At 58.8% G+C, this 24,524-nt stretch carries 17 protein-coding genes and 1 pseudogene; 8 read left to right on the top strand and 10 right to left on the bottom strand.

Going from position 1 to position 24,524, the window contains the following annotated elements:
- Window positions 1-59: 59 nt before the first annotated feature.
- Complete coding sequence (tnpA, locus tag QW863_RS32520; RefSeq protein ID WP_315769819.1) at window positions 60-473, bottom strand: IS66-like element accessory protein TnpA; 414 nt, start codon at window positions 471-473, stop codon at window positions 60-62.
- A 1,088-nt stretch (window positions 474-1,561) separates the two neighbouring features.
- Here tnpA and QW863_RS32515 point away from each other — a divergent pair.
- Window positions 1,562-2,439, top strand: a pseudogene (locus QW863_RS32515) (IS256 family transposase); the annotation flags it as partial.
- 844 nt (window positions 2,440-3,283) lie between these two features.
- Here the strand turns inward: QW863_RS32515 and QW863_RS32510 are convergent.
- From QW863_RS32510 to QW863_RS32495, 4 genes are all read right to left on the bottom strand, one after another.
- Complete coding sequence (locus QW863_RS32510; protein ID WP_315769797.1) at window positions 3,284-4,357, bottom strand: hypothetical protein; 1,074 nt, start codon at window positions 4,355-4,357, stop codon at window positions 3,284-3,286.
- A gap of 4 nt (window positions 4,358-4,361) precedes the next feature.
- Window positions 4,362-5,675: an acyltransferase gene (locus tag QW863_RS32505; RefSeq protein WP_315769795.1), complete on the bottom strand. Its 1,314-nt coding sequence runs from the start codon at window positions 5,673-5,675 to the stop codon at window positions 4,362-4,364.
- Window positions 5,676-6,137: 462 nt separating this feature from the next.
- A complete protein-coding gene (gene gmd / locus QW863_RS32500; protein ID WP_315769794.1) occupies window positions 6,138-7,220 on the bottom strand; it encodes a GDP-mannose 4,6-dehydratase in 1,083 nt (360 codons plus the stop codon).
- Between the two features lie 887 nt (window positions 7,221-8,107).
- On the bottom strand, window positions 8,108-10,873 hold the full coding sequence (locus tag QW863_RS32495) for an NF038122 family metalloprotease (protein WP_315769793.1): 2,766 nt from the start codon (window positions 10,871-10,873) through the stop codon (window positions 8,108-8,110).
- 1,143 nt (window positions 10,874-12,016) lie between these two features.
- Here QW863_RS32495 and QW863_RS32490 point away from each other — a divergent pair.
- The 3 genes from QW863_RS32490 to QW863_RS32480 all read left to right on the top strand — a co-directional run bounded on the left by QW863_RS32490 (window position 12,017) and on the right by QW863_RS32480 (window position 14,734).
- Window positions 12,017-12,880 (top strand): ABC transporter permease, encoded by an 864-nt coding sequence (locus QW863_RS32490; RefSeq protein ID WP_315769792.1) that lies wholly within the window; start codon window positions 12,017-12,019, stop codon window positions 12,878-12,880.
- Between the two features lie 151 nt (window positions 12,881-13,031).
- On the top strand, window positions 13,032-13,757 hold the full coding sequence (locus QW863_RS32485; protein ID WP_315769790.1) for a hypothetical protein: 726 nt from the start codon (window positions 13,032-13,034) through the stop codon (window positions 13,755-13,757).
- Window positions 13,736-14,734: an FkbM family methyltransferase gene (locus tag QW863_RS32480; protein WP_315769789.1), complete on the top strand. Its 999-nt coding sequence runs from the start codon at window positions 13,736-13,738 to the stop codon at window positions 14,732-14,734. The genes QW863_RS32485 and QW863_RS32480 overlap by 22 nt, the downstream gene beginning before the upstream one ends.
- On the opposite strand, the gene QW863_RS32475 is transcribed toward QW863_RS32480, so the two are convergent.
- From QW863_RS32475 to QW863_RS32455, 5 genes are all read right to left on the bottom strand, one after another.
- The gene (locus QW863_RS32475) at window positions 14,735-15,685 is read right to left on the bottom strand and encodes a glycosyltransferase (RefSeq protein WP_315716380.1); all 951 of its coding nucleotides are present in this window, start codon (window positions 15,683-15,685) and stop codon (window positions 14,735-14,737) included.
- 162 nt (window positions 15,686-15,847) lie between these two features.
- Window positions 15,848-16,663: a class I SAM-dependent methyltransferase gene (locus QW863_RS32470; protein ID WP_315769788.1), complete on the bottom strand. Its 816-nt coding sequence runs from the start codon at window positions 16,661-16,663 to the stop codon at window positions 15,848-15,850.
- Window positions 16,660-17,286 (bottom strand): acyltransferase, encoded by a 627-nt coding sequence (locus tag QW863_RS32465; protein ID WP_315716382.1) that lies wholly within the window; start codon window positions 17,284-17,286, stop codon window positions 16,660-16,662. Before QW863_RS32465 ends, QW863_RS32470 begins: the two co-directional genes overlap by 4 nt.
- An 8-nt stretch (window positions 17,287-17,294) precedes the next feature.
- A complete protein-coding gene (locus QW863_RS32460; RefSeq protein ID WP_315716383.1) occupies window positions 17,295-18,143 on the bottom strand; it encodes a DUF268 domain-containing protein in 849 nt (282 codons plus the stop codon).
- Window positions 18,131-19,525 (bottom strand): glycosyltransferase family 2 protein, encoded by a 1,395-nt coding sequence (locus QW863_RS32455; protein WP_315769785.1) that lies wholly within the window; start codon window positions 19,523-19,525, stop codon window positions 18,131-18,133. The genes QW863_RS32460 and QW863_RS32455 overlap by 13 nt, the downstream gene beginning before the upstream one ends.
- 268 nt (window positions 19,526-19,793) lie before the next feature.
- On the opposite strand from QW863_RS32455, the gene QW863_RS32450 reads away from it, so the two are divergent.
- From QW863_RS32450 to QW863_RS32435, 4 genes are all read left to right on the top strand, one after another.
- Window positions 19,794-20,756: an NAD(P)-dependent oxidoreductase gene (locus QW863_RS32450; RefSeq protein WP_315769783.1), complete on the top strand. Its 963-nt coding sequence runs from the start codon at window positions 19,794-19,796 to the stop codon at window positions 20,754-20,756.
- A 123-nt stretch (window positions 20,757-20,879) separates the two neighbouring features.
- Window positions 20,880-22,160, top strand: a complete 1,281-nt coding sequence (locus QW863_RS32445; protein WP_015664002.1) for an ABC transporter ATP-binding protein — start codon at window positions 20,880-20,882, stop codon at window positions 22,158-22,160.
- The gene (locus tag QW863_RS32440; RefSeq protein WP_315716387.1) at window positions 22,157-23,203 is read left to right on the top strand and encodes a radical SAM protein; all 1,047 of its coding nucleotides are present in this window, start codon (window positions 22,157-22,159) and stop codon (window positions 23,201-23,203) included. Before QW863_RS32445 ends, QW863_RS32440 begins: the two co-directional genes overlap by 4 nt.
- 27 nt (window positions 23,204-23,230) lie before the next feature.
- Entirely contained in the window at window positions 23,231-24,475 is a 1,245-nt protein-coding gene (locus QW863_RS32435) for a glycosyltransferase family 1 protein (protein ID WP_315769780.1), read from the top strand.
- Window positions 24,476-24,524 lie beyond the last annotated feature (49 nt).

Below are 24,524 nucleotides of genomic sequence, written 5' to 3'. Positions count from 1 at the left end.
GCGCATGTCGGTGTGGCCGGCAGCGATCCACACGCGCACTCCTGACGGACTCGGGATCATCACGTCCGCCCGTCCGTCAATGCGGCAACAGCAGCCTTCGGCGTCCTCTCATCGACGACGCACGTGATCCGCATCCTGGCTCCGGCCGCAAACTCGATCTCAATTGCGCCGCCGACGGTCGGCTCGATCGGCAGAGGCGCGGCCACTGGATCTGCAACCACCTTTGCCGGAACGAAGTCCAATCGCAGCCCAGCTTCATTCTGTCGAGGCCGTCGCCAGTTGAGGAGCAACGAACGCGAGATGCCGTACCGCCGGGCTGTTGCCGACACCTGCCGGGCCCCCTGCAGGCTCTCCAGCACGATCTTGAGCTTCTCATCCTCAGACCAGCGCCGCCGCCGACCCGTCTCGACCACCTCAAGTCGCCCGATCCGGGCACGGTCCTTATCTCTGTCCATAAGGACGGTTCTCAGCACCAACACCAAATTGCCAAGGCGGCCTTCGGCGGGCTTCGGCGGAGGGTTACGGCAAGAGCGGACGGCTACGCATTCTCGGCGCTCATTGCCGCTGCATTCCCCCGGAACGACCCCAACGCCCACATGGTGCAAGGCACTGATAAGATCCCTTCCGCCGAGATCGACGCACTCGTCTGCACAAACTCCCTAGCTTGACGGACAAGCCGCCACTTTAACGAGAGCAAAAGCGTATCGCTACTTTTTGATACCGAGACTGCGGCACACCGGCCACACCAACTGGCTATATTCACATTACTAACCACAGAGGACTGGCTGCAAGCCAGCTTCCGTGCCATCGCAGATGGTACGCGGGAGGGGTAACGGAGTGCCGATTCTACGTCGATTGTCTTTAATGTTGGGGCTGTTTCTTCTCTGCTTGGCCTTCTTCGCGCTGGCCAAATTGGCGGCCGACAAAGATCCTGGTGGTCCTCCGTGCAGCAGAGGATCCATTGCGAGCATCATGACGGGTTGCCAACCGGCATCGCGCCCCGTGGCAACAGAGGACGTGATGACCTTCCAGAGGCCCGGCGGCATTTCCCGAACGGCACCTCCGAACTAAGCCACAAGATTGCTCCGAATCTGCTGGGCTTCGGTGTGCATAAGAGCGTCTGTCTCGACAGTGTTGCGCTGGCGTGAAGCAGACTGAAACGCTCGCTATGAATTCACTCACTTGGGCAGACCGAGATGTGGTTCGTTCGTCGCAGGTCGAAGGCATCCGCCCCGCCGCCCTCGTCTGCCGGTGCCTTGGTAGCTCAACCCGTGACTTCGTTTCCACATCTCGCATGGTCTAAGGCACGCAACCGTTATCGAGAATCAACATCACAATTGGGAGCGGCGGGACCAGCGGCCGCGCAATTCGCGCGTTGAGTCGAGAGCAGCGGGAGCCGGTCGCCATTCTCCTCATATTGCGCGTATTGGCCGACTTCTTAGAGGCGGCGGTCACGGAGCTCAAAGTTTGGTCGACCGAGACGAACTTCTGGACAAGCTTCGCAGTCAGACGATGTGCAAGCTCGATAGATGCGACAGCAGCTCGGCGCTCGACACATGTCCAGGGCGTCTCTACCCGTTCGGTCGACGACCTGGTGCAGGCCATGGGCATGGGCGGCATCTCCAAGAGCCAGGTGTCGCGGCTGTGTGCCGAGATCGACGACAAGGTGAAGGCCTTCCTCACGCGGCCTATCGAGGGCGACCGGCTGTATCTGTAGATCGACGCCACCTACGTGAGCGTGCGCCAGAACGGGCTCATCGTCTCGGTCGCGGTGATCATCGCGGTCGGGGTCAACAGCGATGGCCGGCGCAAGGTCTTCGGGATGGACATTGGTCCGTCCGAGGCCGAGACGTTCTGGACGGCGTTCCTGCGCAAGCTCGCCCGGCGCGGCCTGCGTGGCGTCAAGCTCATCGTCTCCGACGCGCATGAGGGGATCAATGCGACGGCCGCAAAGATCCTCAACGCCTCCTGGCAGCGCTGCCGCGTGCACTTCATGCGCAACGCCCTGGCGCATGCCGGCAAGAGCGGGCGACGCGTCGTCCCCGCTTTCACTGCCACCGCCTTTGCCCAGGACGACGCCGAAGCCGCGCGGACGCAATGGCGGCGCATCGCGGATCAGCTGCGCCCGCAATTGGCAAAGCTAGCGATCTTCCTCGATGAGGCCGAGACCGACGTGCTGGCCTATATGAGATTCTCCGCCGCGCATCGGGCCACACTACAATCGACCAATCAGCTCGAACGCCTCAACGACGAGGCCAAGCGACGAACTAAAGTGGTCGGCATCTTGCCCAACGCGGACGCCATCACCCGCCTGGTCGGCGCCATCCTGCTCGAGCAGAACGACGAGTAAGCGGTCCAGCGCGGACGCTACATGACGCTGCAAACCACCGCCCTTTGGGCGATGATCCCACCGTCAGCTTCCCGGCGATCGCCAGCTGACCGATCCGGCCTCTGCCAGCGCCCGCCGTCAGCCGCATTCAGCTACACCACGCTAAGGGACACGATCTTGTCTTCACCGACGAGGGCGTCGAAAATCTGATCGAACTGGTCCGAATGCACAAGGAAAGGCCGGATTGCTCAGGCGCCGGCAATCCGAATAATTCGACCAACCTGCGGGCCACGCCGAATGCTTACCTTGACGCTAATTGAAATCCAGGCGATTCTGCTCAAGGGGCGATCACCAGACAACGCGACCAGCCTGCATTCTTCGAATCAGGGCCAGGCTCTGGCGCGCATTCATGGAAGCTGTCGAAGCGTACAAGGCAGCGGTTCACCGCATTCAGCTCGCCACGCCAGTGCCGCCAAAACGTGCTGCGGATGTTGGTTACTGGTGGACCGCCTACCTGCGATACTCACCGACCGCATAAATCCACTGATTTGGACCCTATCGGCGGTCACCTCTGGGACACCGCATCATCCTTGATGCAGCCGCAGAGGTGCTATCTGACATCAAGCTCGCGCAAACATGCTTCGGCGAGCCAGCCATTCGGCTGATCCTGCCCGAGAGGTGTAGCCCAGCCGGCCGCCCTGACTACCTGGATCCTCATTTCCACCGAGGCGCTCTTCATCTTCCCAAGATAGTAATAGCGCCACGGATCGGCCTTGGCGGACTCCAGGCAGTATGGAACAAGACTCTCCGCCTGCGCCTTCGCAGTCACCTCCGAGATCTGCGAGCGAGAACGCCATCCCGCAGAATAGAGCACTCCAATACTGCAAGCTGCAGCCGCAACGGCTACGAAGAGATAGTAGATCAGACTTCTAAGCATCGATCGCCCGACTGTCTTCAAGGCGACGCCGCACGAACTCGTTGCACAAATCCAACGAATGCTGCCGTATCCACATCTTCGTGCCCTTTATCGTGGATATCCAGCTCGATAAGCGAGTCAAACTTCACCCAGATCTGTTTCAGCTCGAGGTACGCTCCGATCGTCTCATCACTAATTGCGCCCCGTTTCGTGCCACTGAACCAGGACTCAGGATGAGACGCTCCATAACCCAACCAAAGACCATCGCGCCGACCTTCTTCGATCAGTAGCGGTTTCGGCGCGAGCAATGCATAGAGAGCGGAATACGAAAAGAACGCACGAAAGTCATGGCAGAATGGATGCGTGAAGATCCGATACTCCCGCCGCGTATGTTCGAGCGAGAAGAACGCGCCATTCGCTGCCATTGCCCTGATATCCGGCCGAACGATCGCCAACACAAGGCTCGTTAGTCCGCCAGCCGCGTTTCCCAGCCCAATGTAGTCGGGATTCGAATTCAGCAAAGGCTGAATCCGCGTCAGCGCTAGATCCGCAAGCCTCGCCCAGATGATCGAATAGTCCACGCGCCTCGCAAGGTCCGCAAACGGCGCATGGATCGTGTTCGGAAACGCAACCACGGTAAACCCGCCTCTAGCCAGATACGCGCCATGTCCATCATCGTCGAACAACGTTGTGGGCGCCTGACCGCTCCCCTCGCCCCCCACCTCGCCGTGACCATTGATCGCCACGATCGTCGGCAGATCAGGATTTGGCTTGTCCGGTCGCGCCACGGCAACGGTATATCGAAGATCAGCTCCGTCTTGAGCCACATGGGAGAACAGCAGATCGATCTGCTCGATCGCAAAACCGGCCTTCTTTATCGGATCATGAACACCGACCACCTCCGGCGCGACGTTAACTGCACCCTCGAATTGCTCCTTGATGTAATTGAGGGGCTCATTTCTCCAGGACTCGAAAGCAGCTCGATCTCCCAAGATCGCCGAGGCGCTCAGGTCAAACCTGGCGTCCTTGTAATCCCAATCAAACGCGCTTGCTTGATTGGAGCACAAACTCACAAGGTTCGAAGCCAATAGCGCTCTCAGTAACCACTTCATGCCTTTATTCCACTTTGGCCGACCGAGCAGGAGCTGAAACTGGCTTAAGGTACCCCCCCCTGAGATCGATGAATGGCCGCTCAATAAGCCAATAGGTGGCCGTAGCCACCAAGACCGCAACAGGAACGAGATAGACTCCCGATAGTAGCGCATTGACATACGGGCTTCCGGTCAACGTCAAATACCAATTGTGCTTTTGAAACATGAGAAGGATGGGCATATGGATCAGGTAAAGTGAATAGCTCACCAGTCCGATTTTCCTGAGCAAGGTCGTATAGTAATCATGAAACGATCCGTGCGCTTGAACATATATCACAATCAAAGAAGCGAACAGGAAGCCTTCATAGGTGTGCCACAGAGCCTTCCAGTTGGCGTCTCGCTCCCACCCGCCAAACCTGTTGAACGCAAAAAGCGACAACACAATGAGGCAGGATACGCCGACGAGGAGAACTCCGGATCTCCTGGTTGCCAACACACCCTCTCGGTAAAGATGAGCAGCAATCATCCCGATGAGAAACTGATCGATGCGCCCCACAATTGTAAAGTACGAAAGGTTGCGAGGAGAGGCACCCAGACCAACACAAAGAATGCGAAGCAGGATTGCAAGCCCCAGCAGGTGAACCAGGTACTTAACCCCGTATTTCAGTTTGAAAGAATTCAGAAAAGGGAAGACCAGATAGAATTGAAACTCGACACATATGGTCCACAACAGGATTGTGAACGCGCCGCCCGCGAGACCGGCGGGAGTATTCCCCATCAAGAACAAGCTGGACGCGAATGCGCTAAATGAGAACTGAGCTGGATATGTATAGGCTTCCAGAAACAGCAGTAGCACGTACATAGGAAAAATACGCAGGATTCTATTGCGGATAAAGCCTCGATACGAAACTTGGCGGATATGCGCGCCGTAAGAAAACAGAAAGCCACTCAGAACAAGGAAAAGCGATACGCCCGCATGCCCTTCGGCAAGCACGGCAAAGAACGGATTGGAGGGGTATAGCCATGCACCAATGCTCGGGTCGACACCTCTCGTCAAATTATGGGTGAGATGCGCGAACAGCACCATCAGGGCAGCAATCCCCCGCAGCTCGTCGAGCGCAGGGACGTGAGGAATGTTCTTGCTCTCGGGTGCTGAAATATCGCGACCACTCAACTCTCGGCCCTCTGACAGACGGTCATGCTGTTCTGTTAATGCACGCGGCTCAATTTGCCTACCCCTGGTTTGCAACTGCCAATCTCGCAGCACGGCGACGCCTACCCAAGGTCGAGCATGGACGATTGAGCGTCTCGCTGGAATGATTGGCTTTGCAGACGACACCGACGCCCGTGGCTCCTGGCCACAGCGCTTTCAGATCTCACAGATGAGAGAGTCCCGTCCCCCTAGTGGACCACATGTGGAGCATTGCCAGGGCCCCATCCGGCTGAGGCCTCAAGCTCGTCCAGGGATCGCGCCTGGTTCTCGGCCAAGAGCTGACCATGCGACGCATCCAGGATCCCCTCACGAGTGGACGCTGTCGGGTTGGTCGTCGTCTGGCCAGCTGGCTGAGCTCGAACCCATGTCATGGCCGATATCTCATCTGGCAGATTCCGACACGTACACGGAAGCTCCCGCCACCAACCTGAGATTGCCCCCTCGTCAACCGTCGGCAGGGGTGACGCTTGGAAGCAAATTCACCCGCCCACCAAGATCCGGTGGCGGCTTCAGAGTCCGCACGCCTCGATGACATTCCTTCTCAGTCTCGGTGAATTCTGCCGCGGTCGATGTTCAAGGTTACAGCCGCTAAGCGCCCTTGCTGCCGCTCACATCACGACGCGCATCAGCCAGATCGCTGGCGACCATCTCCTTCACCAGATCTCGAAAGCTCGTTTGCGCCGTCCAACCGAGCTTCTGCCGCGCCTTTGTCGCATCTCCGATCAGGAGATCGACCTCGGTCGGGCGGAAATAGGCCGGGTCGATGCGCACGACGATCTTGCCCGAAGCCACATCGCGCCCCACCTCGTCGACGCCCTCACCTTGCCACTCGACGCGACGACCAACTTCACCAAAGGCAAGCTCAACGAATTCGCGCACAGAGCGCGTCTCTCCCGTTGCAAGCACAAAATCATCCGGTTTGTCCGCCTGCAGGATTGCGTGCATTCCCCTGACGTAGTCCCGCGCGTGCCCCCAATCGCGCTTCGCTTCGAGGTTACCAAGATAGATCGCGTCCTCCAGACCGACTTCTATTCTTGCAACTCCCCGCGTGATCTTGCGAGTTACGAAAGTCTCTCCGCGTATGGGGCTTTCATGGTTGAACAAGATGCCATTGGAAGCAAACATGCCATATGCCTCACGGTAGTTTACCGTGATCCAATAGCCATATAGCTTTGCGACTGCATATGGAGACCGCGGATAGAACGGCGTCGTCTCCCGTTGCGGAACCTCCTGCACCAAACCGTACAGCTCCGAGGTCGAAGCCTGATAAAATCGCGTGACCTTCTCCAAGCCGAGAATGCGAATAGCCTCCAACAGCCGCAAGACCCCTACTGCGTCCGCATTGGCGGTGTATTCCGGGCTCTCAAAGCTCACGGCGACATGACTTTGAGCTGCGAGGTTGTATATCTCGGTGGGCCTGATCTGCTGGACCAAACGGATAAGATTGGTCGAGTCCGTCATGTCGCCATAGTGCATCAGAAACGGGACGTCTCCGACGTGAGGATCCTGGTAGAGATGATCCACACGAGCGGTGTTGAAGGAGGACGAACGCCGTTTGATTCCATGGACCGTGTAGCCGAGTCCGAGCAGATACTCAGCCAGGTAGGCACCGTCCTGGCCAGTCACACCAGTAATGAGCGCCACACGTCGTTTACGATCTTGATCCACCATTTTCTCCACTCGACACCGCAGCGACCGTGGGCGCTCGGCATTTTTTCAACGATTAAAGGGAGTCCAGAAACCCCGCCCTGGATGACAATTGTCCTCGTGTTCTGGTCATACACGTGCACAGCCATTCCAGCTTGCGCTACGCGATACCATTTGCGATCGCTAAAGTCTAATGGCCGGCCCTATGGACGCGAGCCTGACCGATCCAAACTCCGCTGACACTCAGGGGGACGCCAGGGTGTCCATTCGCAAGAGAACCGGCACGAGCCGCTTCGGGACGGAACTCTGACAAAATCGTCGCGCGAAATCCGGCAGCAGCTCGACCGATAACGTTTAGCTCCTTCACACCGGCTGCCCTTCTCAGGCGAAGGGACAACTGCGCGAGGAGGACATCCTGCATGCCACGGTCGCCTTGACGGTCGACCGCTCAGTCGCCCCCCCCAGATTGAATGCAAGATCAGAGGCTTTGATGCGCTTGCTTTTCTGCATGCCCGGGTCTGGACGGGAGCAAGCTCGGAGCCACGGCTTTAAGGGCGGTCAGGCGACGATCTACCTTTCCAGCTAGTAGATCATCGGTCTTGCGGCAAAATCAACTGCTGCCAGCAGACCGCAGCGTCATCCACGAGCAGCGCTCGTGGACTCGGATACAATCTTCGGCCCAAGCGGAAGGAGCAGATCGCATTCGACACCCAGGAAGGGCCTCGACATCGCTCAAGGATGAGCGAGGAGGTTTCGATGCCGGAGCTCGCCGATGCCGCCACGATTGTTGGCGGCCCCAGCAATCATCTCCGTCGATCTCTGTACCGTGCAGAGAGGTGGCGTTGAAAGTGCAACGCGATGCACTAGCCCGCCCGCATCCAAGATGCTGCCAATCCGGTCGGAGCATTGAACTAGACAAGATGAAAGCCGGCAAGATGGCTCAGAACTGCCTCCGTGATGGACTGATGTGTCGTAAGCACGTCCTGTGCCGAATCAGAAACAACAATGTTTCCAGGCGTATTGTCGTGACTCGCCGAGAAGATCGCCGCTTGCGTGGCAGCGCGATTGTGACTGAGCCAAACCATGTCTGCCTCCGATGCGAAGTTGGCGGCGATACTCTGCCCAAGCTCTTGGTTGAATGCGAAAACGTCATGCGGTGCCCACAATGCCGTCTGCTGTGGGCCACCAAGCAATGGCTGGGGACTGGAGATGATCATCTGGCCTTGGGCGCCTTCAGCGAAATGGAATCCGTCCTGGCTGAACAGGTCGGAGAGGTAAGTCGCTGCTTGATGTGCGGTTTTTCCCGAAGAGAGGACACCATTTGCGACGCTGAGATTGCCTTGCGGGTAGCCCGCTGAAACTTGGGCGGTTACACCGATCGTACCGTCTCCGTTGAGGTCTTGATGGAAAGTGGTTTCGAACGCCTCGAATGAGGCCGAGCTTCCCGACACACCTCCAATCGCGCTGCCTGTGTAGTTGCCGCCGCTGTCCAGGCTCCAAACTGCATAGACATCAGCTCCCGCGACCTTCCAGGCGACCTCGTAGCCGCTACCCACGGCTTCTGCGCCGATTGGCATCCAGCTGCCGAGTTGTCCGACCACAACATTGGCGCCGCCAAGCTTCACTTGCGGACCCGCGCCGCCGCCGACCGGATTCATAAAATATCCATTGCCGACCTGGGTGAGGCTCGTCGATCCTAGCCCCTCGATGACTATCGTGGGAATCCCGATCGTACCGTCACCATTGAGATCTTGGTGAAAGATGGTCTCGATTGCCTCGAACGAAGCGGAGCTCCCAGAGACACCTCCGATCGCAATGCTCGTGTAGTTTCCATTGCTGTCAAGATTCCACACTGCGTAAAGATCGGCTCCCGCCACCTTCCAGGCGATCTCATAGCCACCACCCACGGCTTCTGCGCCAATCGGCATCCAGCCGCCGAGTTGGCCGGCCACGAGGTTGGCACCGCCAAGCTTCACTTGCGGGCCCGTGCCGCCACCAACTGGATTCAGGATATATCCGTTGCCGGCCTGAACGAGACTGGTTGATCCCAGTGCCTCGATGACCGTCGTCGGAATGCCGATCGTGCCGTCACCATTGAGATCCTGGTGAAACACGCTCTCGAACGCTTCCAGCGAGACCGAGCTTCCGGAGACACCTCCGACCGCGCTGCTCGTATAGTTTCCGTTGCTGTCGAGATTCCACACTGCGTAAAGATCGGCTCCAGCCACCTTCCAGGCGACCTCATAGCCGCCACCCACGGCTTCTGCGGCAATCGGCATCCAGCTGCCGAGTTGACCGGCCACGAGGTTCGCGCCGCCAAGCTTCACTTGCGGGCCCGAGCCGCCACCGACCGGATTCAAAAGATATCCATCGCCAACCTGGACCAGACTGGTCGATCCCAGTCCCTCAATGACGATGGTCGGAATACCGATCGTACCGTCACCGTTGAGATCCTGATGAAAGACATTCTCGAATGTTTCGAACGAGGCTGACCGTCCAGAGACACCTCCGATCGCGCTACTTGCGTAATTTCCGCTGCCGTCGAGGGTCCACACTGCGTAAAGGTCGGATCCGGCCAACTTCCAGGCAAGCTCATAACCCGCGCCCACGGCTTCTGCACCGATTGGCGTCCAGCCACCAATTTGCCCAGGCTGAACCGTGGCGCCGTTGAGCTTGAGTTGGGGGCCAAATCCCCCACCAACTGGATTGAGGAAATAGCTTGATCCCAGCTGCACCAGGCTGGTCGTTCCCAACGCCTCTATGGTTACAGGCGTTGCGGAGACGAGATGAAAGCCGAGAGCGTCCATTTGCTTGAGGTCGACGGACGTCAGCGTCTGAAGTGTGTTGAAAGTGTAGAATTCGTTAAACGGATCGTTGGCGCCCTGAACGCCACTGTTCAGGAAGTCGCTCGGATCGGAGGACTGGCCGTAGTCGGCAAGCTTCGTTTGCCCCCCATCAATTGAGAAGTAGGCCGTCGACGCCGTCGCGCCTCCCGTCATGAGACGGACGCCTGGGCTCGAGAACCGGAAGAGATCGAACACGTCAGGCTGCGGGCCGTAGGGCACGCGGCCGAATGCGTGCGTAAGCTCGTGAAGGGCCACTCCGACGAGCAGGCCTGAATTGATGTCGGTCGCGAACGTCGCGCTGCCGTCGTCGGTCGTGGTATCGTTGGCGCCAAGTCCTCCCCAGAGCTTCAGCTGCGAATTCCAGACGGCAACATAGGATTGCCCTTGGATGCTCGATACAGCCGGTAGGGCGTTGAAGGTGGTGTCACCGGGGCTAGCGTTCCCAACGAGGTTGGACCGAACGCTCGAGTAGGTCATCCACTGGCCACCATCAGGACCTGCAGCAGCGCCTCCGCCGATTCCGCTGTAGTCGATCTTGATGTTGACCGTGATTCGGTCGGAGATCATGGAGGTCAGGATCGCGGCGGCCTGTTGAATCCCGGCCCGGAAGCTGGCTGGAGCGGCCATTGCGGCCGCATCGAACAGAAGGTTGATGGTGAGCCCACCGGCGCTCACGGCCGTCACCGCACCAACCCCGCCGAAATCGCCTTGCGCGAGCTGAGCTTCCACCGCCTCATCTGGGAGCTCGACCGGGTTTGACGGAGGCGGATCGATTGCCGGGCCGGAGGCCTGGACTACGTCGGAGCCTTGCAAATTGGGCGGTCCGGCCATTGGCTAAACTCCCAGCCATTCAAATCCCAGCGCACGATTCCAAGCTCGAGCAGCCCCGAAACCGCGAATCTAGCTATCAGTCATCAGCGTTTCCTGCAGGTTAATGGCCGCCTGCCGGGAGACGAAGGTCTGAACACCCTCTGCGCAGCGCGGCCGGCCACTTGGCGCTCCCGCTTGCTCTGCGGCCAGCTGAAATCAATTTCTGCAGGGACTGGGCATGTCACCAAGCCGCCCCCCCTGCCATGCCGCATTCACCCCTGGTCTGCTCCTCGCAGACTCTCGGCTGCTCGAACCAACTCGGCAGGCGAAGGATCAACTCACCATGTCGCACCGTCGCGCCGCCCGGATCGGTCGGCTCCGTGGGCCGAGGTCCATGGTAGATCGCAGCAATTTGCACGTTTACGACAATGCAATCAGTCGGAATCATCACCATGCCAGCAGCAACTGGAAGAGCGGGAGCGTTCTGCGCGGCGCTAAGGTGGTGTACGTGACTAGCGCTTCGTGGTGCCGCTACAGTCCCCTCAATCAAGAGCTTTCTCCCGGGAAATCAAAATCTAAAATTGCAAAAGCGGATGGACGACCTAGCGCTCTAATCGGTATTTAGATAAGGTCGACCGTACGACCCGAAGCTGTTGCCCTCGGGCTGCGCTGCACCAGACGTCGTTCATGTATCCAACGGCGGCGTCCAGCCAATCTCGCCGCAAACCGCTCGCCCGTTGGCCCATGGGGTAGCTCCAGGCGCGACGACGCTCCATAAAGGCTGGAGACGCGAAGCCCGCCTCAAAGGATCCGATAGCGCACCGGGCTGCTGCTGCATCGACCCGGCCGTGCCTCAGGGAGTGATTGCGAATTCCACTTGCTCAAAGCGTCCTCGTGTGTGACACGGACCCAAAGGTGCGGCGCTCAGCGCCGTCGGCTGGCTATCGCGGTGGTGGAGCAATTGTCGCGATGTCGGGAAAACCTTCAAAGATCCACTGATGTGGAGGACAGCGTTTCAGAAGGCACGTCCGGCTTTACACCCGCATGCACAGGAAGCCTCGATCGATAGCGCGGGATCTCAGCGAATTCCGCCTCTCGTAAATCGACGACGAGGCAGCCAGCGAATCACAATTTGACCACACGAGAGAAGCCCGCGAGGTGGCGATGATCAAGTCTGACCGCCAGGACACGATTACAATTTATGAGGCAACACAGCGCAGCGGTGGACTAACGTCGAGCCTGCGCCAAGCCTACTTCGATCTATCGAACTCTCGCCACGTGATAACTCGCCTTTTCTGGCGCGACTTCATCGCTCAATTCCGACAGAAAATTCTCGGGTATTTCTGGGCTCTTCTCAATCCGATCCTGGGGATCGTCAGCTTCCTGTTTCTTTATTCCATTGGCGTTCTCAAGCCAGGCCAAGGAGAGATCCCATACCCTCTTTATGTTCTCGTCGGCACCACCATCTGGGCATGTCTACCGGGCGCAATGGGAGCGGTCAGCAGTGGGCTGCAGTCGCAGGCTGATCTCATTCTGCGAACCAAGATTCCAAAGCTAGCACTGGCCATGAGCTCGCTGGCAGGCGTTTTCTATTCCATCGCCATCAGCATGATCACGATGATGGCGGTATTCTTGATCATGGGTCGTTGGCCCAGCCTCTGGATACTCGCCTATCCATTGCTGGTTCTGCCCATGGTACTGCTCGGGACGGCAATTGGCTTGATGCTCGCAGTGCTCGGCACAATTGCGCGCGACCTTACGCCGCTCGCCACGCAAGGGCTCTCTCTGCTGATGTACTTGACGCCTGCAGTATACTTGCACTCGAGCATCGAGAGCCCAACGATGCAGTTTCTGATCAAGTGCAATCCGCTGACCTACCTCATCGATGTTCCTCGTGCGCTGATCTGCCTCGACCAAGCCAACGACATTCCGGTGTTTTTGCTGGTGATCGTCGCGACCGTGATTCTGGTCGTCGTTGGGCTGAAGATCTTCTACCTGCTCGAGGACCTCGTAGCGGAGCGGCTGTAGCCTAGCCGACGACAGGCAGCGACAGCAAATTGAACAGAAACGAGACCTCCCGTTAGACAATGTTGCGGCCCGAGTCCCAATTCACGTGCGAGCCCATCCATCGAGCAACTCGCTTGGCGGACGCCGGCCAGCTCGCAGGAGTATGCTCGAGATGAGATGGCTCAAAGATCGGATCAACGCCTATGTCCAGAGGACAGTCGCGAACGCATTGGCGCATGCCACGCCCAAACCCGAGCCGAAGGCATTCGAGCCTGCTCTCGACATCCTCGTGAACAAGTACGGCTACGGACGAACGCTCGAGCTGAAACTGCCGGTCGCCGTGGATGGGAAACCTGTTCCCTGGTACACATATCCCGCACTGGAATACTTCGAGCAGCTCGACGCCAGAGGATTACGAATCTTCGAGTTTGGTTGCGGCAATTCGTCCCTGTTTTGGGCGAATAAGGGAGCCAAGGTGACCGCCGTCGAGCATGATTCCGCCTGGTTTGAGAAGATGCTGCATCGGTCAAGTCGACTGGAAAAGCTCATTCTCCGGGAGGAGGTCACGGAATATGCTGGGGCCATATCCGAAATCGGAGGAGAATTTGATGTCATCATCATCGACGGGGTCTGGCGCAATCAATGCGCGCGGGCAGCCTTGCCTCACCTGAGTGCGGGCGGCTGCATCGTGCTCGACAATTCAGACTGGTACACCGACGTAGCAGAGTTCTTTCGTGGTGAAGGTTTCCTTCAGGTGGACTTCAGCGGATTTGGCCCAATCAACATCTATTGCTGGACAACATCGCTGCTGGTGCGATCGGATAGTATTCTCAACGGCCGGCTCAATCATCCGCGACCAGTCGGAGGCATTGAAGCGTGCAGGGGCAGCAACTGGTGACGGCGCTTAGCTTTCGATTGTCGAGCATGGCGCGATCGCTGATTCAGTTCGTCGGACGCCGAATGGCCCCCGAGCACCGCGCCAGATTGGCGGTCCAGCTCGCCAGGATCGGCGCTCATATGGATATCGACTCCTGCTTACAAATCCTCGAAAAAGCACTCAGCGAACAGAAGCTGGATGCGAGCCAGCTCGGGCGGCTGCTTTCGACGGCTTTTTCTGCAGCTGATGCCGACCACTTGCCCCTCGATTTGAGGAAGCAATTATTGACGCGGGCCTGTGCGGGCCTGGACCCGGCCGACATTCCTGACGCTCTGCTCGAGCATTTCTCTGCGCTCGGCGGAAGCAGCCACCACTACAGCCAGGAGGGAGAGGATATCCTGCTCAAGCGGCTGTTCGGTGATCGTCGCTCCGGCTTCTATGTCGACATCGGCGCTCATCACGCCACCAGGTTCTCCAATACGTTTGCGCTCTACCGCCGTGGATGGCGCGGCATCAATGTCGACGCAACACCCGGGAGCATGAGCTCGTTCGGCCTGCTCCGGCCCCGAGACGTCAACCTCGAACTCGCGGTGTCGGACCAAACAGACCCCCTGCGGATGCACCTCTTTCGCGAGGGCGCCCTCAACACGACCAACACAGAGCTCGCCGACAGCTACGTCGCGGCTGGATGGGACAAGACTGGTGAAATCGAGCTTCGCCCGAAAACGCTCGCAACTATCATGGACGAGTTCGTGCCTCCCGGAATCAACGTCGATCTCCTCAGCGTCGATGTGGAGGGCGCAGAACTGGCCGTCTTGCGTTCGGGCAATTGGGACGTGTACGCGCCTGCCGTGATCATCATCGAAGCGCTGTCGACACCGTTCGCCGAAATGCAACAGGATCCCGCTCTCAGATATCTTCTCGCTAGGAATTACGAAGTCCGGTTTCGGCTCTTCAATTCGGTCATCCTGACTCGCACAGGCGCAGATTTCTCCTGATCAGCGGCGGCCGGCCCAACGCTTCAAAGCCCCTCGCAATCGTGTTGCGAGGCCGCCACGATCAACGGCTGGAGAGACACCTGCCCGCAGCCAAAGACAGACCTCGTTGAATGCTGCCATGTCCGGCTCAACCCGATCGGGCATTCGCAGCGTCGCCGGCAAGATAGTCCGCCTGAACTGAGCTGGAGCTTCGAGCTGGAAGGGGAGGTTACCCGCACAATGAACGCCGGAATTGTCGAATCCGCCGTTCCATATCAGGCTCGTACGCGGGTAGAGAACCTGCGCGCCGGCCTTGGCGACGGCATACCACCACAGAATGCCCCAAGAGTCATTTTTGCCGGCAATGCGATCGGACAGCATCGCTTCATAGTCCGCTGCACCATTGAGGCTGAAGCGGCTGCGGAACCCGGCATCGCGGGCAAGCTCATCGAGCATACCGTCCGTCTGCCAATCAAATAGCGACCATGCCCGCGCCCATGTCGCCCACCCCCAAGTCGTCGTCAGCGGCATGAAGAAGGCATCTCCGGATACTTGGGCCGTACCTTTGAGGTGGCAACCGGAGATCTGCGCAACACCGGAGGCATCAGCATAACGGTCCAGCCCTTCGAGCATGAAGCGGACAAAATCGGGAGCTGCAACGAGGTCGTCCTCGAGGACAATCACTCGGCCGTAAGCGCGCGTGAGCTCGTCGACCGCACCGGCGATCGAGCGAGCAAGACCAAAGTTCTCTGGGCGCACGACGACCTCGGCGCCGTTCGTCACGGCCCAGTCTGCAACTAACCGACGCGTCGCCTCGACCGCATCGGCGTGCTCAGGCCGCTTCGGGGCGTCCGAGTAGATGATGATCTTGACGTCCTCTAAGCGCGCGTTCCGCAGCAGCGCATCGAGCGCCCGTCGCGTGTGCAGCGGGCGGTTGTACGTGAAAAGCGCGAGCGGCACGCGGTCAGTCACGAGAGGACCTCGCGATCATGACACCACGACCCGCTGCGCAACGGACAGGCCCGGAATAGGCTGGTTGAATCATCCACGCCGCGGCTCCCCGATCGAATCCGTTGCGAAGAGAGCCTTCTGCAAATGTTGGACAATGGTCTCTTCACAATTCGTGCCCCGGCATCAGCTTGCAGGCTTGCGCGCTCTGAACGTGTAAAGACGTCCTGGATCGTTGAGGTGGTTACCGTACCACGTCATCAGCCACGGTCGAACGAACGCCAAGGGCAATCTGAGCCGCTTGGCGAGAAGCCTTCGGTGATCACTCATGGTCATTGGAAACAGATTGATATCGGACTGAAGTGGGTTCAACGAAAGATCGAGAGCAAGGCCCGCATTGGCGATGGCGGAGTGATAGTCCGCAAGTAAATAGGCGTGCTCGCCACCATAATGCTTGTGAAGCGGATGCGACGCCAAGAATGCCGGCAAATCTTCGGGTCGTGAAATGACATGCTCGCGCGTGGCAAGTAAAATTCCACCCGGCTTCAGAACGCGACCAATCTCGGCACAGAGCTGCCCCAGGTCACGCGCATGGTGCAGCACTTGACGGCAGAGTACGACATCGAAGCTATTGCTATCGAATGGCAGGGTCTCACCCCACTCCTGCACAACGTTGATCGGCAATCCACTCTCGCCCGCGAGCGCCCGGATCGCCCCGCCCCCCACCAGCGCGCTCGGGTCAGGCTCCAACGCCGTCACTTGCCAGCCATCAGCCGCGAGCGCGTAGCTCGCGATGCCCCTGCCCGCCCCGACATCCAAGGCGCGCCCTGGTGGGCTCGTCAGCAATGATCGCGTCGCAATCCACTCGGAGCTGGCGTGAAATCGCTGCGCAGCCGCCAACAGCGGGTCATCGAAGAAACACGCCTTCACAAGACTGGCCTGGTCAGGCTGGTTGCGCAACCAGGAGACCGCCTGCTCCCAGCTCATCGCGCCATCGGTCATTTTACAGCTTCCATATCGAGTTCGCGAATGACCTTGGCCGGATTGCCCGCCGCAATCACCATCGGAGGAACGTCCTTGGTGACGACGCTGCCCGCTCCAATGACGGCGCCGCGGCCGATTCGCACGCCTCGCAGCACCACGCAATGGCAACTGATCAACGCATCGTCCTCAATGATGACAGGTTGCTCGTCCAGGTCGATTTTGCGTGGATGACCAGCGGTAATGATATCGCGGAACTGCTGATGCCGCTCGCTCGCATCCAACGGGTGGGTCAGATTATCCATGATTGTGCACATATGCGAGATCAGAACGCGGTTGCCGATGCTGATGTCCCTGGCGGACCAGATTCTGGTCTGCTCGCCAACATAACAATACTCGCCAAGGCGAATACGTCCGCCGTGTCCGAACAACAACAACTCGCCACGGACGTGCGTGTGAGCGCCAATCCGCAGCGCCTCTGGCGGGTGCCCGTGCGTATGCAGACTGGCCGTCGGATAGAAAACGGCAGTCTGGTCGATATCTGCCAGAGCGCGATCAATCCTTCCGTCGGCCGACGGCATATGCCGCGGCCGGACGAGCCGAGCAAGTAGTCCTTCGGCAAATGCACGAACACGGCGCGTCACGGAAGCCGCTACTTCGTCAGCTCAAGACACACGACAGCCCGGGAGGCCGCCGCGTAATCATCATCATAAGTGCTTTGCTTATGTATGTCGAAATACGTTGCGTCCTTCGCGCTCTCCCGGTCGCCAACGGTCCACCCTTCCGCCCTGTAACGATAGATGGTCTCGATGCACGATTGCGGCGCGAATCGCTCGACGAGCCGGTCGACCATTTCGGCGTCAAAAATCTGGAACCAACCGTGGTTGGCTCGTCGACCGAATGGCATGCTCAGAAAGAGCACCCCACCTGGCTTCAACATTCGGCGCAATTCCATCAGACAAGAGACGTACCCATCGGTATCCGTCTCGTTCTTTGTGCCGTCGCTCGTGTAGAGCATCGTGTTGTCCAGGCCAACGTGCTCGATCGTCGAGATGCAGGCAATCCAATCGAAATACGCGTCCCGGAAACAGCTTTCGCGCAGATCTTCATAAACGTAGGACACGCCCCACTGCCACGCAGACCACTGCTCCGGCGCCAAAGTCGAAACGGTGCAAGTCTTTTCGCGCAGCTTCGGATGACCGAGCACATGCGCGTGGTTGAGGGTAGACCCCGCGTCGAGCAACCGCCCCTTTCCGGCTGGAAGGCGCGCCATGAACCATGGATACTCGACGATACGTTCATCGAGGCGCCAACCAAAACCGTCCGGGAGCTTGTAGGGATCGTAGGCGGGATCGTTGATTGCGGCGGTTACCGACTTGATCTTATGCGTATCGTAACCTGGCTTCCAAGGCGGGTTGCCGTCCGCAAGAAATCGTTTGTAATTTGATTCCGCGAGCGGCGCCTTGAGGCGCCCTTTGATGTACTGTTTCAATGATTGCATGATGCTTGCCCTGGGTCTGCCGCGCTATCATCACCCAGCCGTATATGCGCTTGGCGTGCCCTCTTGTAGGAAACAAGGGCCCTATATTGCAACAGGCTCGGCCCTCGGCACGCGCGCAGCAGATCGTTCAGTTGCGCGGCATCCGACCGGCCTGCCCATTGCAGCGTGCCGAAGCAATACCAGTCAGGCGGCAACCGCAGGATCAATACGCCATCGCGCACAAGCCGCGACACATCCAACCCTTTGGCGGCGGCCTCATCGCCTTGGAAGGGGCGTGGAGCAAACGTCATCAGCGCAACGAGCTTCACCGCATGCGGCCAGTGCGCGAACTCGAGCGCAGCATCCGGCTCGTTAATCAAGCGGACAACTGCTCGCACGACTCTCCTGACGAGACGCGCGCCCTTATACGGCGGTAGAAAAAAAATGCCGAGTTCCGTGCGCAACAGCAATTTTGCGCCCGCCTGCGCCACCAAAAGGCGATGCAACCGCGGGCGCAGCGGCGCGGGCGCATGTCGGGAGACGAAGCGCCAGTGATCGCCGAGATTGGTCATCGACCTGCGGTCGAAGATTTCGCGCCAGGCTTGCCGCAAGGTCAACTGGGCTTGCGGTACGATACCGGTCTCCTCGATATGAGCCAGAATCATTGTGTCGTAACACACAAGCAGCTTGAAACCAGCAGACTTGATCCGGCAAAAGAAGTCGTAATCTGAAATATAATGTGGAAAGGTCCGATCGTCGATGTTGCCGACCGCTCTTATCATCTTGATCGGAATCAAAGTACCTCGGCCCGGAAGCGTGTCGACGTCTTCACAATGCCGCTCGCCTGAGGCGATCTCTGTTTTGATGGGGAAATCGTAGCGCTCCCAATCAATCATCTCGCCGGCATCGAGGACCCTCGTCGGATCGCGACTGTCAACGACCTTTGCGCCAACGGCCGCGTCATGGGTCCGCGACCAGGCCACCAGCGTTTCGATGTAGTTTTCAGGGACTCTCGTGTCATTGTTCAGCAAAAGAACGAAGTCATCCGTCGCAGCTTTGGCCAGTATCCGCTCAATGGCCAGCGCACAAGAGCCGGCCCACCAACGCTCCTTCCCATCGTAGATCACCTCCACGTCCGGATAGAGTCGAGCGAGCTTGTCTCGCGTGCCGTCGGTCGATCCGCCGTCCGATACGTTGATCGTCAAATGTCGATAGGTCTGACGGCGCAGATCTTCGACGCACTGCTTGGTGAACTGCCAACGATTAAAGACGGGAATAACGACGTGAACGCACCCTTTGGTTGCACAATCGATCGAAACCGGATTGTCAGTGCCGCCGCACGCATCTTCAGATCCGATCAAGCGCTCCACTACCCCGCTTACAGGCACCTTGAAGGAACTCACCAGCTGTCCTCCTCCGCAATCGGCCTGAAGGCATGGATATCGTTGGAAACAATCGTCAGACGGTGTATACCTCCACGACCGGCATGTTTGCAAGTTGGCGCATCCACACGTGAAAGTAGAAAATGCCCTCCGCGTCCACGGGTTTCGCCGTCGCACAAGCGTCCGAGCTGACCCTGCGCCCAGGGGCGCGCGCCCTCTCGTCTTAACCGTGGCGATCAATTCGATAGAGACGATCCCTTTTCGGAACCTCTAAGAGCAATTCTGACGTATGGCACTCGTTTGGATAACCGGCGCCCGTGGATTCCTGGGCCGACATGTGGCCGCGCGTTTTGCGGCGGGGGGCTGGGATATTGCTGGCATTGGGCTTGGCGGCGCTGCCGATGTCGATATCGCCACACTCCCTCTCGCCAAAGTCTCAGGCAGGGCTGCCTGGATCGAGAAGATCATCGACAACGAAGCGATCAAGGAGCTCCTGAAGCTTGTCGGCCCCCCCGACGTCGTATTCCATGCCGCGGGCAGCGGCGCAATCGGCGCATCGCTTGCGGACCCTTACCGAGACTTCCGTCTCTCGGTAGACAGCACCGCGCTGCTGCTTGATACGTTGCGCAGGTCAGCGCCGGAAGCGGTGTTCGTGCTCCCCTCCAGCGCGGCAGTGTATGGCAGCGCCGCGCCGGGACCGATCGCCGAAGACGCTTCGCTGGCTCCTGTATCGCCCTATGGCGCACACAAGCTCTGTGCCGAATTGCTATGTCGATCGGCGTCACACTCATTCGGCTTGAAAACGGCCGTGATCCGCTATTTCTCTCTGTACGGTCCCGGCTTGCAGAAGCAGCTGCTATGGGACGTCGCAGGAAAACTCTCGCAGGCGTCCGACGAAATTACCCTCTTTGGGACGGGGGCTGAGACCAGGGACATGCTGTACGTGGAGGACGCAGCCGAACTCGGGTTCATCGCGGCCCAGCACGCAACGTCGCAGTGCCTCATCGTCAATGGCGGAACTGGCGTCGCATCCAGTGTTGAGTCCATTGCCAGTGAGCTTGCCCGCGCATTGGGAGTCGATTGTCGGATCCGATTCAATGGAAATTCGCGCGTTGGCGATCCGAACCACCTGCAGGCCTCGGCCACACGGTCAAGAAGCCTGGGCTTCGAGCATCGTTGGAGCTTGAGAGATGGGCTTGCCGCCTATGCCGCATGGTGGCGGACGGGCAACAAAGGCGCGAACATCAAGTGAGGGGCTGCCGAACTGGTCGGCTCCGCAGACCGGTCGGCCGGCTGCCCTTTTTGCATTTCGCTTTTATGCCTCCCTCCGGCAGTGTACACCCGCATCCTTACCACCAAAGGTTAGCAGACAGTTGTGAGCGATAAGGACTGGACAGTTCGCGCCGAGAGCGTCTCCAAGAAGTTCGGCCTGTCGCTGCGCCGATCGATGGCACACGGCCTTCGTGACGGCCTCGGTCGGCTTGTTGGCGCCGGCAGCGATTCGAGCCTGTTGCGTGACGGGGAGTTCTGGGCCGTCAAGGACATCAGCTTCACCCTCGAACGCGGCCAGAGCCTTGGCATCATGGGGGTCAACGGCTGTGGAAAGACGACCCTTCTGCGCATCCTGACTGGCATCTACAAGCCGGATGCCGGTCGCGTCATGCTGCGCGGACGTGTTGGCGCATTGATTGCGGCCGGCGCTGGCTTCTCACCGATGCTCACCGGCCGCGAAAACATCTACATAAACGCCGCCCTCCTCGGACTCTCTCCGCGGGAGATCCGCTCCCACATGGATGAGATCGTTGCATTCTCTGAGCTCGAACAATTCATCGACATGCCCGTCAAGCATTATTCGAGCGGCATGCAGGTGCGCCTCGGTTTCGCGGTGGCTGCCGTGAGCGAGCCGGAGGTGCTGCTGGTCGATGAAGTGCTCGCTGTGGGTGACTTGAACTTCCAGAAGAAGTGCTATGATTACCTCTTTGGATTGAAGCGCAAGGGCACGTCGATCGTCCTGGTTTCGCATTCCATTGGAGCGATTTGGGCGGTTTGCGATCGCGGACTGTTCATGGACAAGGGCGAGGTGAAGGTCCTCGGCGAAATCGAGAGGGTGATCCGCGCCTATGACGATCAGAACGCTCGCAACGCCGCCCGTACTCGGGAGAGTGCGCTTCCCGGTCCGGGTGGCGCGAGCGAGCTGATCTCCGGCACCGGCGACGTTGTCTGCGACAATATCAAGATCGTCGCAAAGGACGGCAATGCGGCCAAGAAGGAGCTGCACTTCAAGGAGCCGTTCGACATCGTCATGGATGTGACGGTTCATTCAGCTATCGATGACCTCGTCATCCGCGCCGTGCTCGATGCGGCACATTATAGAAATATCTGCACTATCGACAGTCACGAGCAAGGTCTTCTGGTCGGACGCGTGATGCCAGGTCGCTATAGTCTGAGGATTTCCGTTCCAGCGCAAAATCTGCGGCCGGGAAGTTACGATTTGAACATCGCCGCGATCACGCGCCATGCAGGACTTCATCTCTTTCTCGCGCTCAAGTGTGGAAACGTCGTCGTCCTCAATCCAAGCGACAAGTTCCTCTACTCGGACCCGAATGCCGTCGTTCACTTCGATGCAGATTTTCATCTTGACCAGGTCAGCTCATGAACGAAGCGTTGGACCATTTCGCGCGGGACCACTTTTTCGCGCCGACGAGCGCTGAAGCGGCGCGAGAGCTGTTTCGAAGGTCAGTACGCAACGTCGTTGTCGAAATTTCATCACACTGCAATCGGGCATGCTCCTACTGCCCCGTGTCGAAGGTCGATCGTGCCTCGACCAACAAACTGCTGCCTCACGATACCTATGAACTTATCCTGCGCGACCTCGCAGAAATCTCCTATGACGAGGGCTTGTGCTTAAATCTGTATAACGAGCCAACTTCAGACAAGTCGCTGCTGCTCAATCGCATCAGGCGCGCTCGAGAGCTGTTGCCGGCGGCCCGCATATACTTCAGTAGCAACGGAGACTATCTGGATCGCGACTATGTTCGCGAACTGATCTCAGCCGGCCTGTCCGAACTGTACATTTCCATCCATGCCCCGGCCGGCAAGCCGTACGACGATGCCTATGCAGCGACGCGCTTCAACGACCTTTCCCGACGTTTGCAGAAGGCCATAAAGGTCGACATCCTACGTCCCGGAGAGACGATGCAGGGTCATGTCAATATCGAAAAATTGCCGATCCATGTCTTTGCTACGAACTACTACACCCTGGGATCGAACCGGGCGGAATCCGTCGGACTGAGCTCCGGCGCGTTCAGCCGGTCCGCGCCGTGCTCCCGTCCCTTCAATGACTTTACGGTTTCCTACGACGGCACGCTATTCCCTTGCTGCCAGATGTTCGTCGACTTTGCAGAGCATACCCAACGCTATGCAATTGGAAAATTGACAGATTTTCCAACGATTTTTGCGGCTTATGCCAGCCAGGCGATGGCGGAATGGCGAAAGGAGCTGCTTCGCTATGGTCCCAAGCTTTCGCCGTGCGCGACTTGCACGGAGGGACAGCATGAAGGGACGCCGGAACAGATTGCGACACGTGAAAAGGTCTACTCGGAATTTCTTGGGCCAAGCCAGGTGGTTTCGTCGCCTTCCCCCGGCGGGAGCTGGCTCGGCGGGATACGACGGTGGCGCGTTGCCCGGCGATCAAAGTAATTGCCCATTACGGCACCGAGGAATTGAATGATCGGCCAAAGCAGCGGCAAGCGCCCCACCCGGGTGATCGGGCTCGACGTGATCACCGATCCCAAGTGGATGGGCGGCATTATCTATATTCGCAATCTCGTCTACTGTCTTGAAAGCCTGCCAGAAGCGGAGAGACCGGAGGTCAGGCTGCTCGGCGTACCGGACGACGCGATGCCGCTCGCCGTTGAACTGCGCTCTTTTCCGTTCGTCGACCGGGACCGGCGCCCGCGCAGGCATGGCGCGATCGCCCACTTCTGGCGCCGTGTCCATAGGAAGTTTCTGCAAACCTACATTCCGCCAGATCCGGCTTGGCAGAAGCTGGATGCCACCTATCCTACAATTGGCGGGAAGGTGCAGGGCGTTCCGGCGATCCGATGGATACCTGATTTTCAACATGTGCACCTGCCTCATTTCTTTACTGAGGATGAGCGCGATGCACGCGACCGTGGCATCGCTTTGATCGCCTCCGAGCCTGGCGTCCTGGTCCTGAGCAGTGAAATGGCCAAGAGGGACTTCCTCAATCTCTGCCCGAATCCTGAGGTCGAGCCACATGTCTGGCGCTTCTGCTCTGTCATCACGGATCATGAGCGGGGCGGTCGCAATCCACACACGCAATACCGCCTGCCCCGGCGCTACGCCTACATCGCAAATCAATTCTGGGCCCACAAGAACCACCGAGTTGCATTCGAGGCGCTGCGTCGCTTGAAGGCAAGGCACCCGGATCTGGTACTCGTCTGCACGGGCCGGGAAGACGACTATCGCGACAAGGAATATGTACCTGAATTACTCGAGTTCATCGCCAAATCCGAGCTTCAAGACAGGATACTGCGATTGGGACTGGTTCCTCGAGCTGACCAGATCGAGATTTTCCGCCACGCTACGCTGGTTCTTCAACCATCCCTCTTCGAGGGCTGGAGTACCGTCGTTGAAGATGCAAAGACGCTGGGACGACCAATCATCGCTTCTGATATTCCCGTGCACCGTGAGCAGCTCGAAGGCGAGCAGGGTCTGCCGGTCAGGTTCTTTCCACCTGACGACGACGCAATTCTGGCGGAAACGCTTTCGAGCGCTTGGCGCGAACTCCCGGACGGTCCCGATCCTGCTTCGGAACGACGTGCCCAGGAGCGAAACCTCCGGCAGCGGCTCGCCGCTGCACGATCCTTCGTGGACCTTGTCGAACGAGCTATTGCGATCGAAGGGAAGGCCGGCGTGACACGCGGCAAGCCCACGATCACTGCGTGAACTTTTTTCTGGCCGCGCGGAGCGCTGGCGAGACAACCACGTCTGAAGC

It is taken from the genome of Bradyrhizobium sp. SZCCHNR1017, assembly GCF_032381375.1.
Lineage (GTDB): Bacteria > Pseudomonadota > Alphaproteobacteria > Rhizobiales > Xanthobacteraceae > Bradyrhizobium.
The sequence above is the reverse complement of the archived record's forward strand: the minus strand, read 5'-3'. Positions and strand labels throughout refer to the sequence as shown.

Excerpts from the sequence above, each read along its gene's own strand:
- QW863_RS32510 (WP_315769797.1), bottom strand. The coding sequence starts at position 4,357 with ATGAAGTGGTTACTGAGAGCGCTATTGGCTTCGAACCTTGTGAGTTTG.
- gmd (WP_315769794.1), bottom strand. The coding sequence starts at position 7,220 with ATGGTGGATCAAGATCGTAAACGACGTGTGGCGCTCATTACTGGTGTG.
- QW863_RS32495 (WP_315769793.1), bottom strand. The coding sequence starts at position 10,873 with ATGGCCGGACCGCCCAATTTGCAAGGCTCCGACGTAGTCCAGGCCTCC.
- QW863_RS32490 (WP_315769792.1), top strand. The coding sequence starts at position 12,017 with ATGATCAAGTCTGACCGCCAGGACACGATTACAATTTATGAGGCAACA.
- QW863_RS32485 (WP_315769790.1), top strand. The coding sequence starts at position 13,032 with ATGAGATGGCTCAAAGATCGGATCAACGCCTATGTCCAGAGGACAGTC.
- QW863_RS32470 (WP_315769788.1), bottom strand. The coding sequence starts at position 16,663 with ATGACCGATGGCGCGATGAGCTGGGAGCAGGCGGTCTCCTGGTTGCGC.
- QW863_RS32460 (WP_315716383.1), bottom strand. The coding sequence starts at position 18,143 with ATGCAATCATTGAAACAGTACATCAAAGGGCGCCTCAAGGCGCCGCTC.
- QW863_RS32450 (WP_315769783.1), top strand. The coding sequence starts at position 19,794 with ATGGCACTCGTTTGGATAACCGGCGCCCGTGGATTCCTGGGCCGACAT.
- QW863_RS32440 (WP_315716387.1), top strand. The coding sequence starts at position 22,157 with ATGAACGAAGCGTTGGACCATTTCGCGCGGGACCACTTTTTCGCGCCG.
- QW863_RS32435 (WP_315769780.1), top strand. The coding sequence starts at position 23,231 with ATGATCGGCCAAAGCAGCGGCAAGCGCCCCACCCGGGTGATCGGGCTC.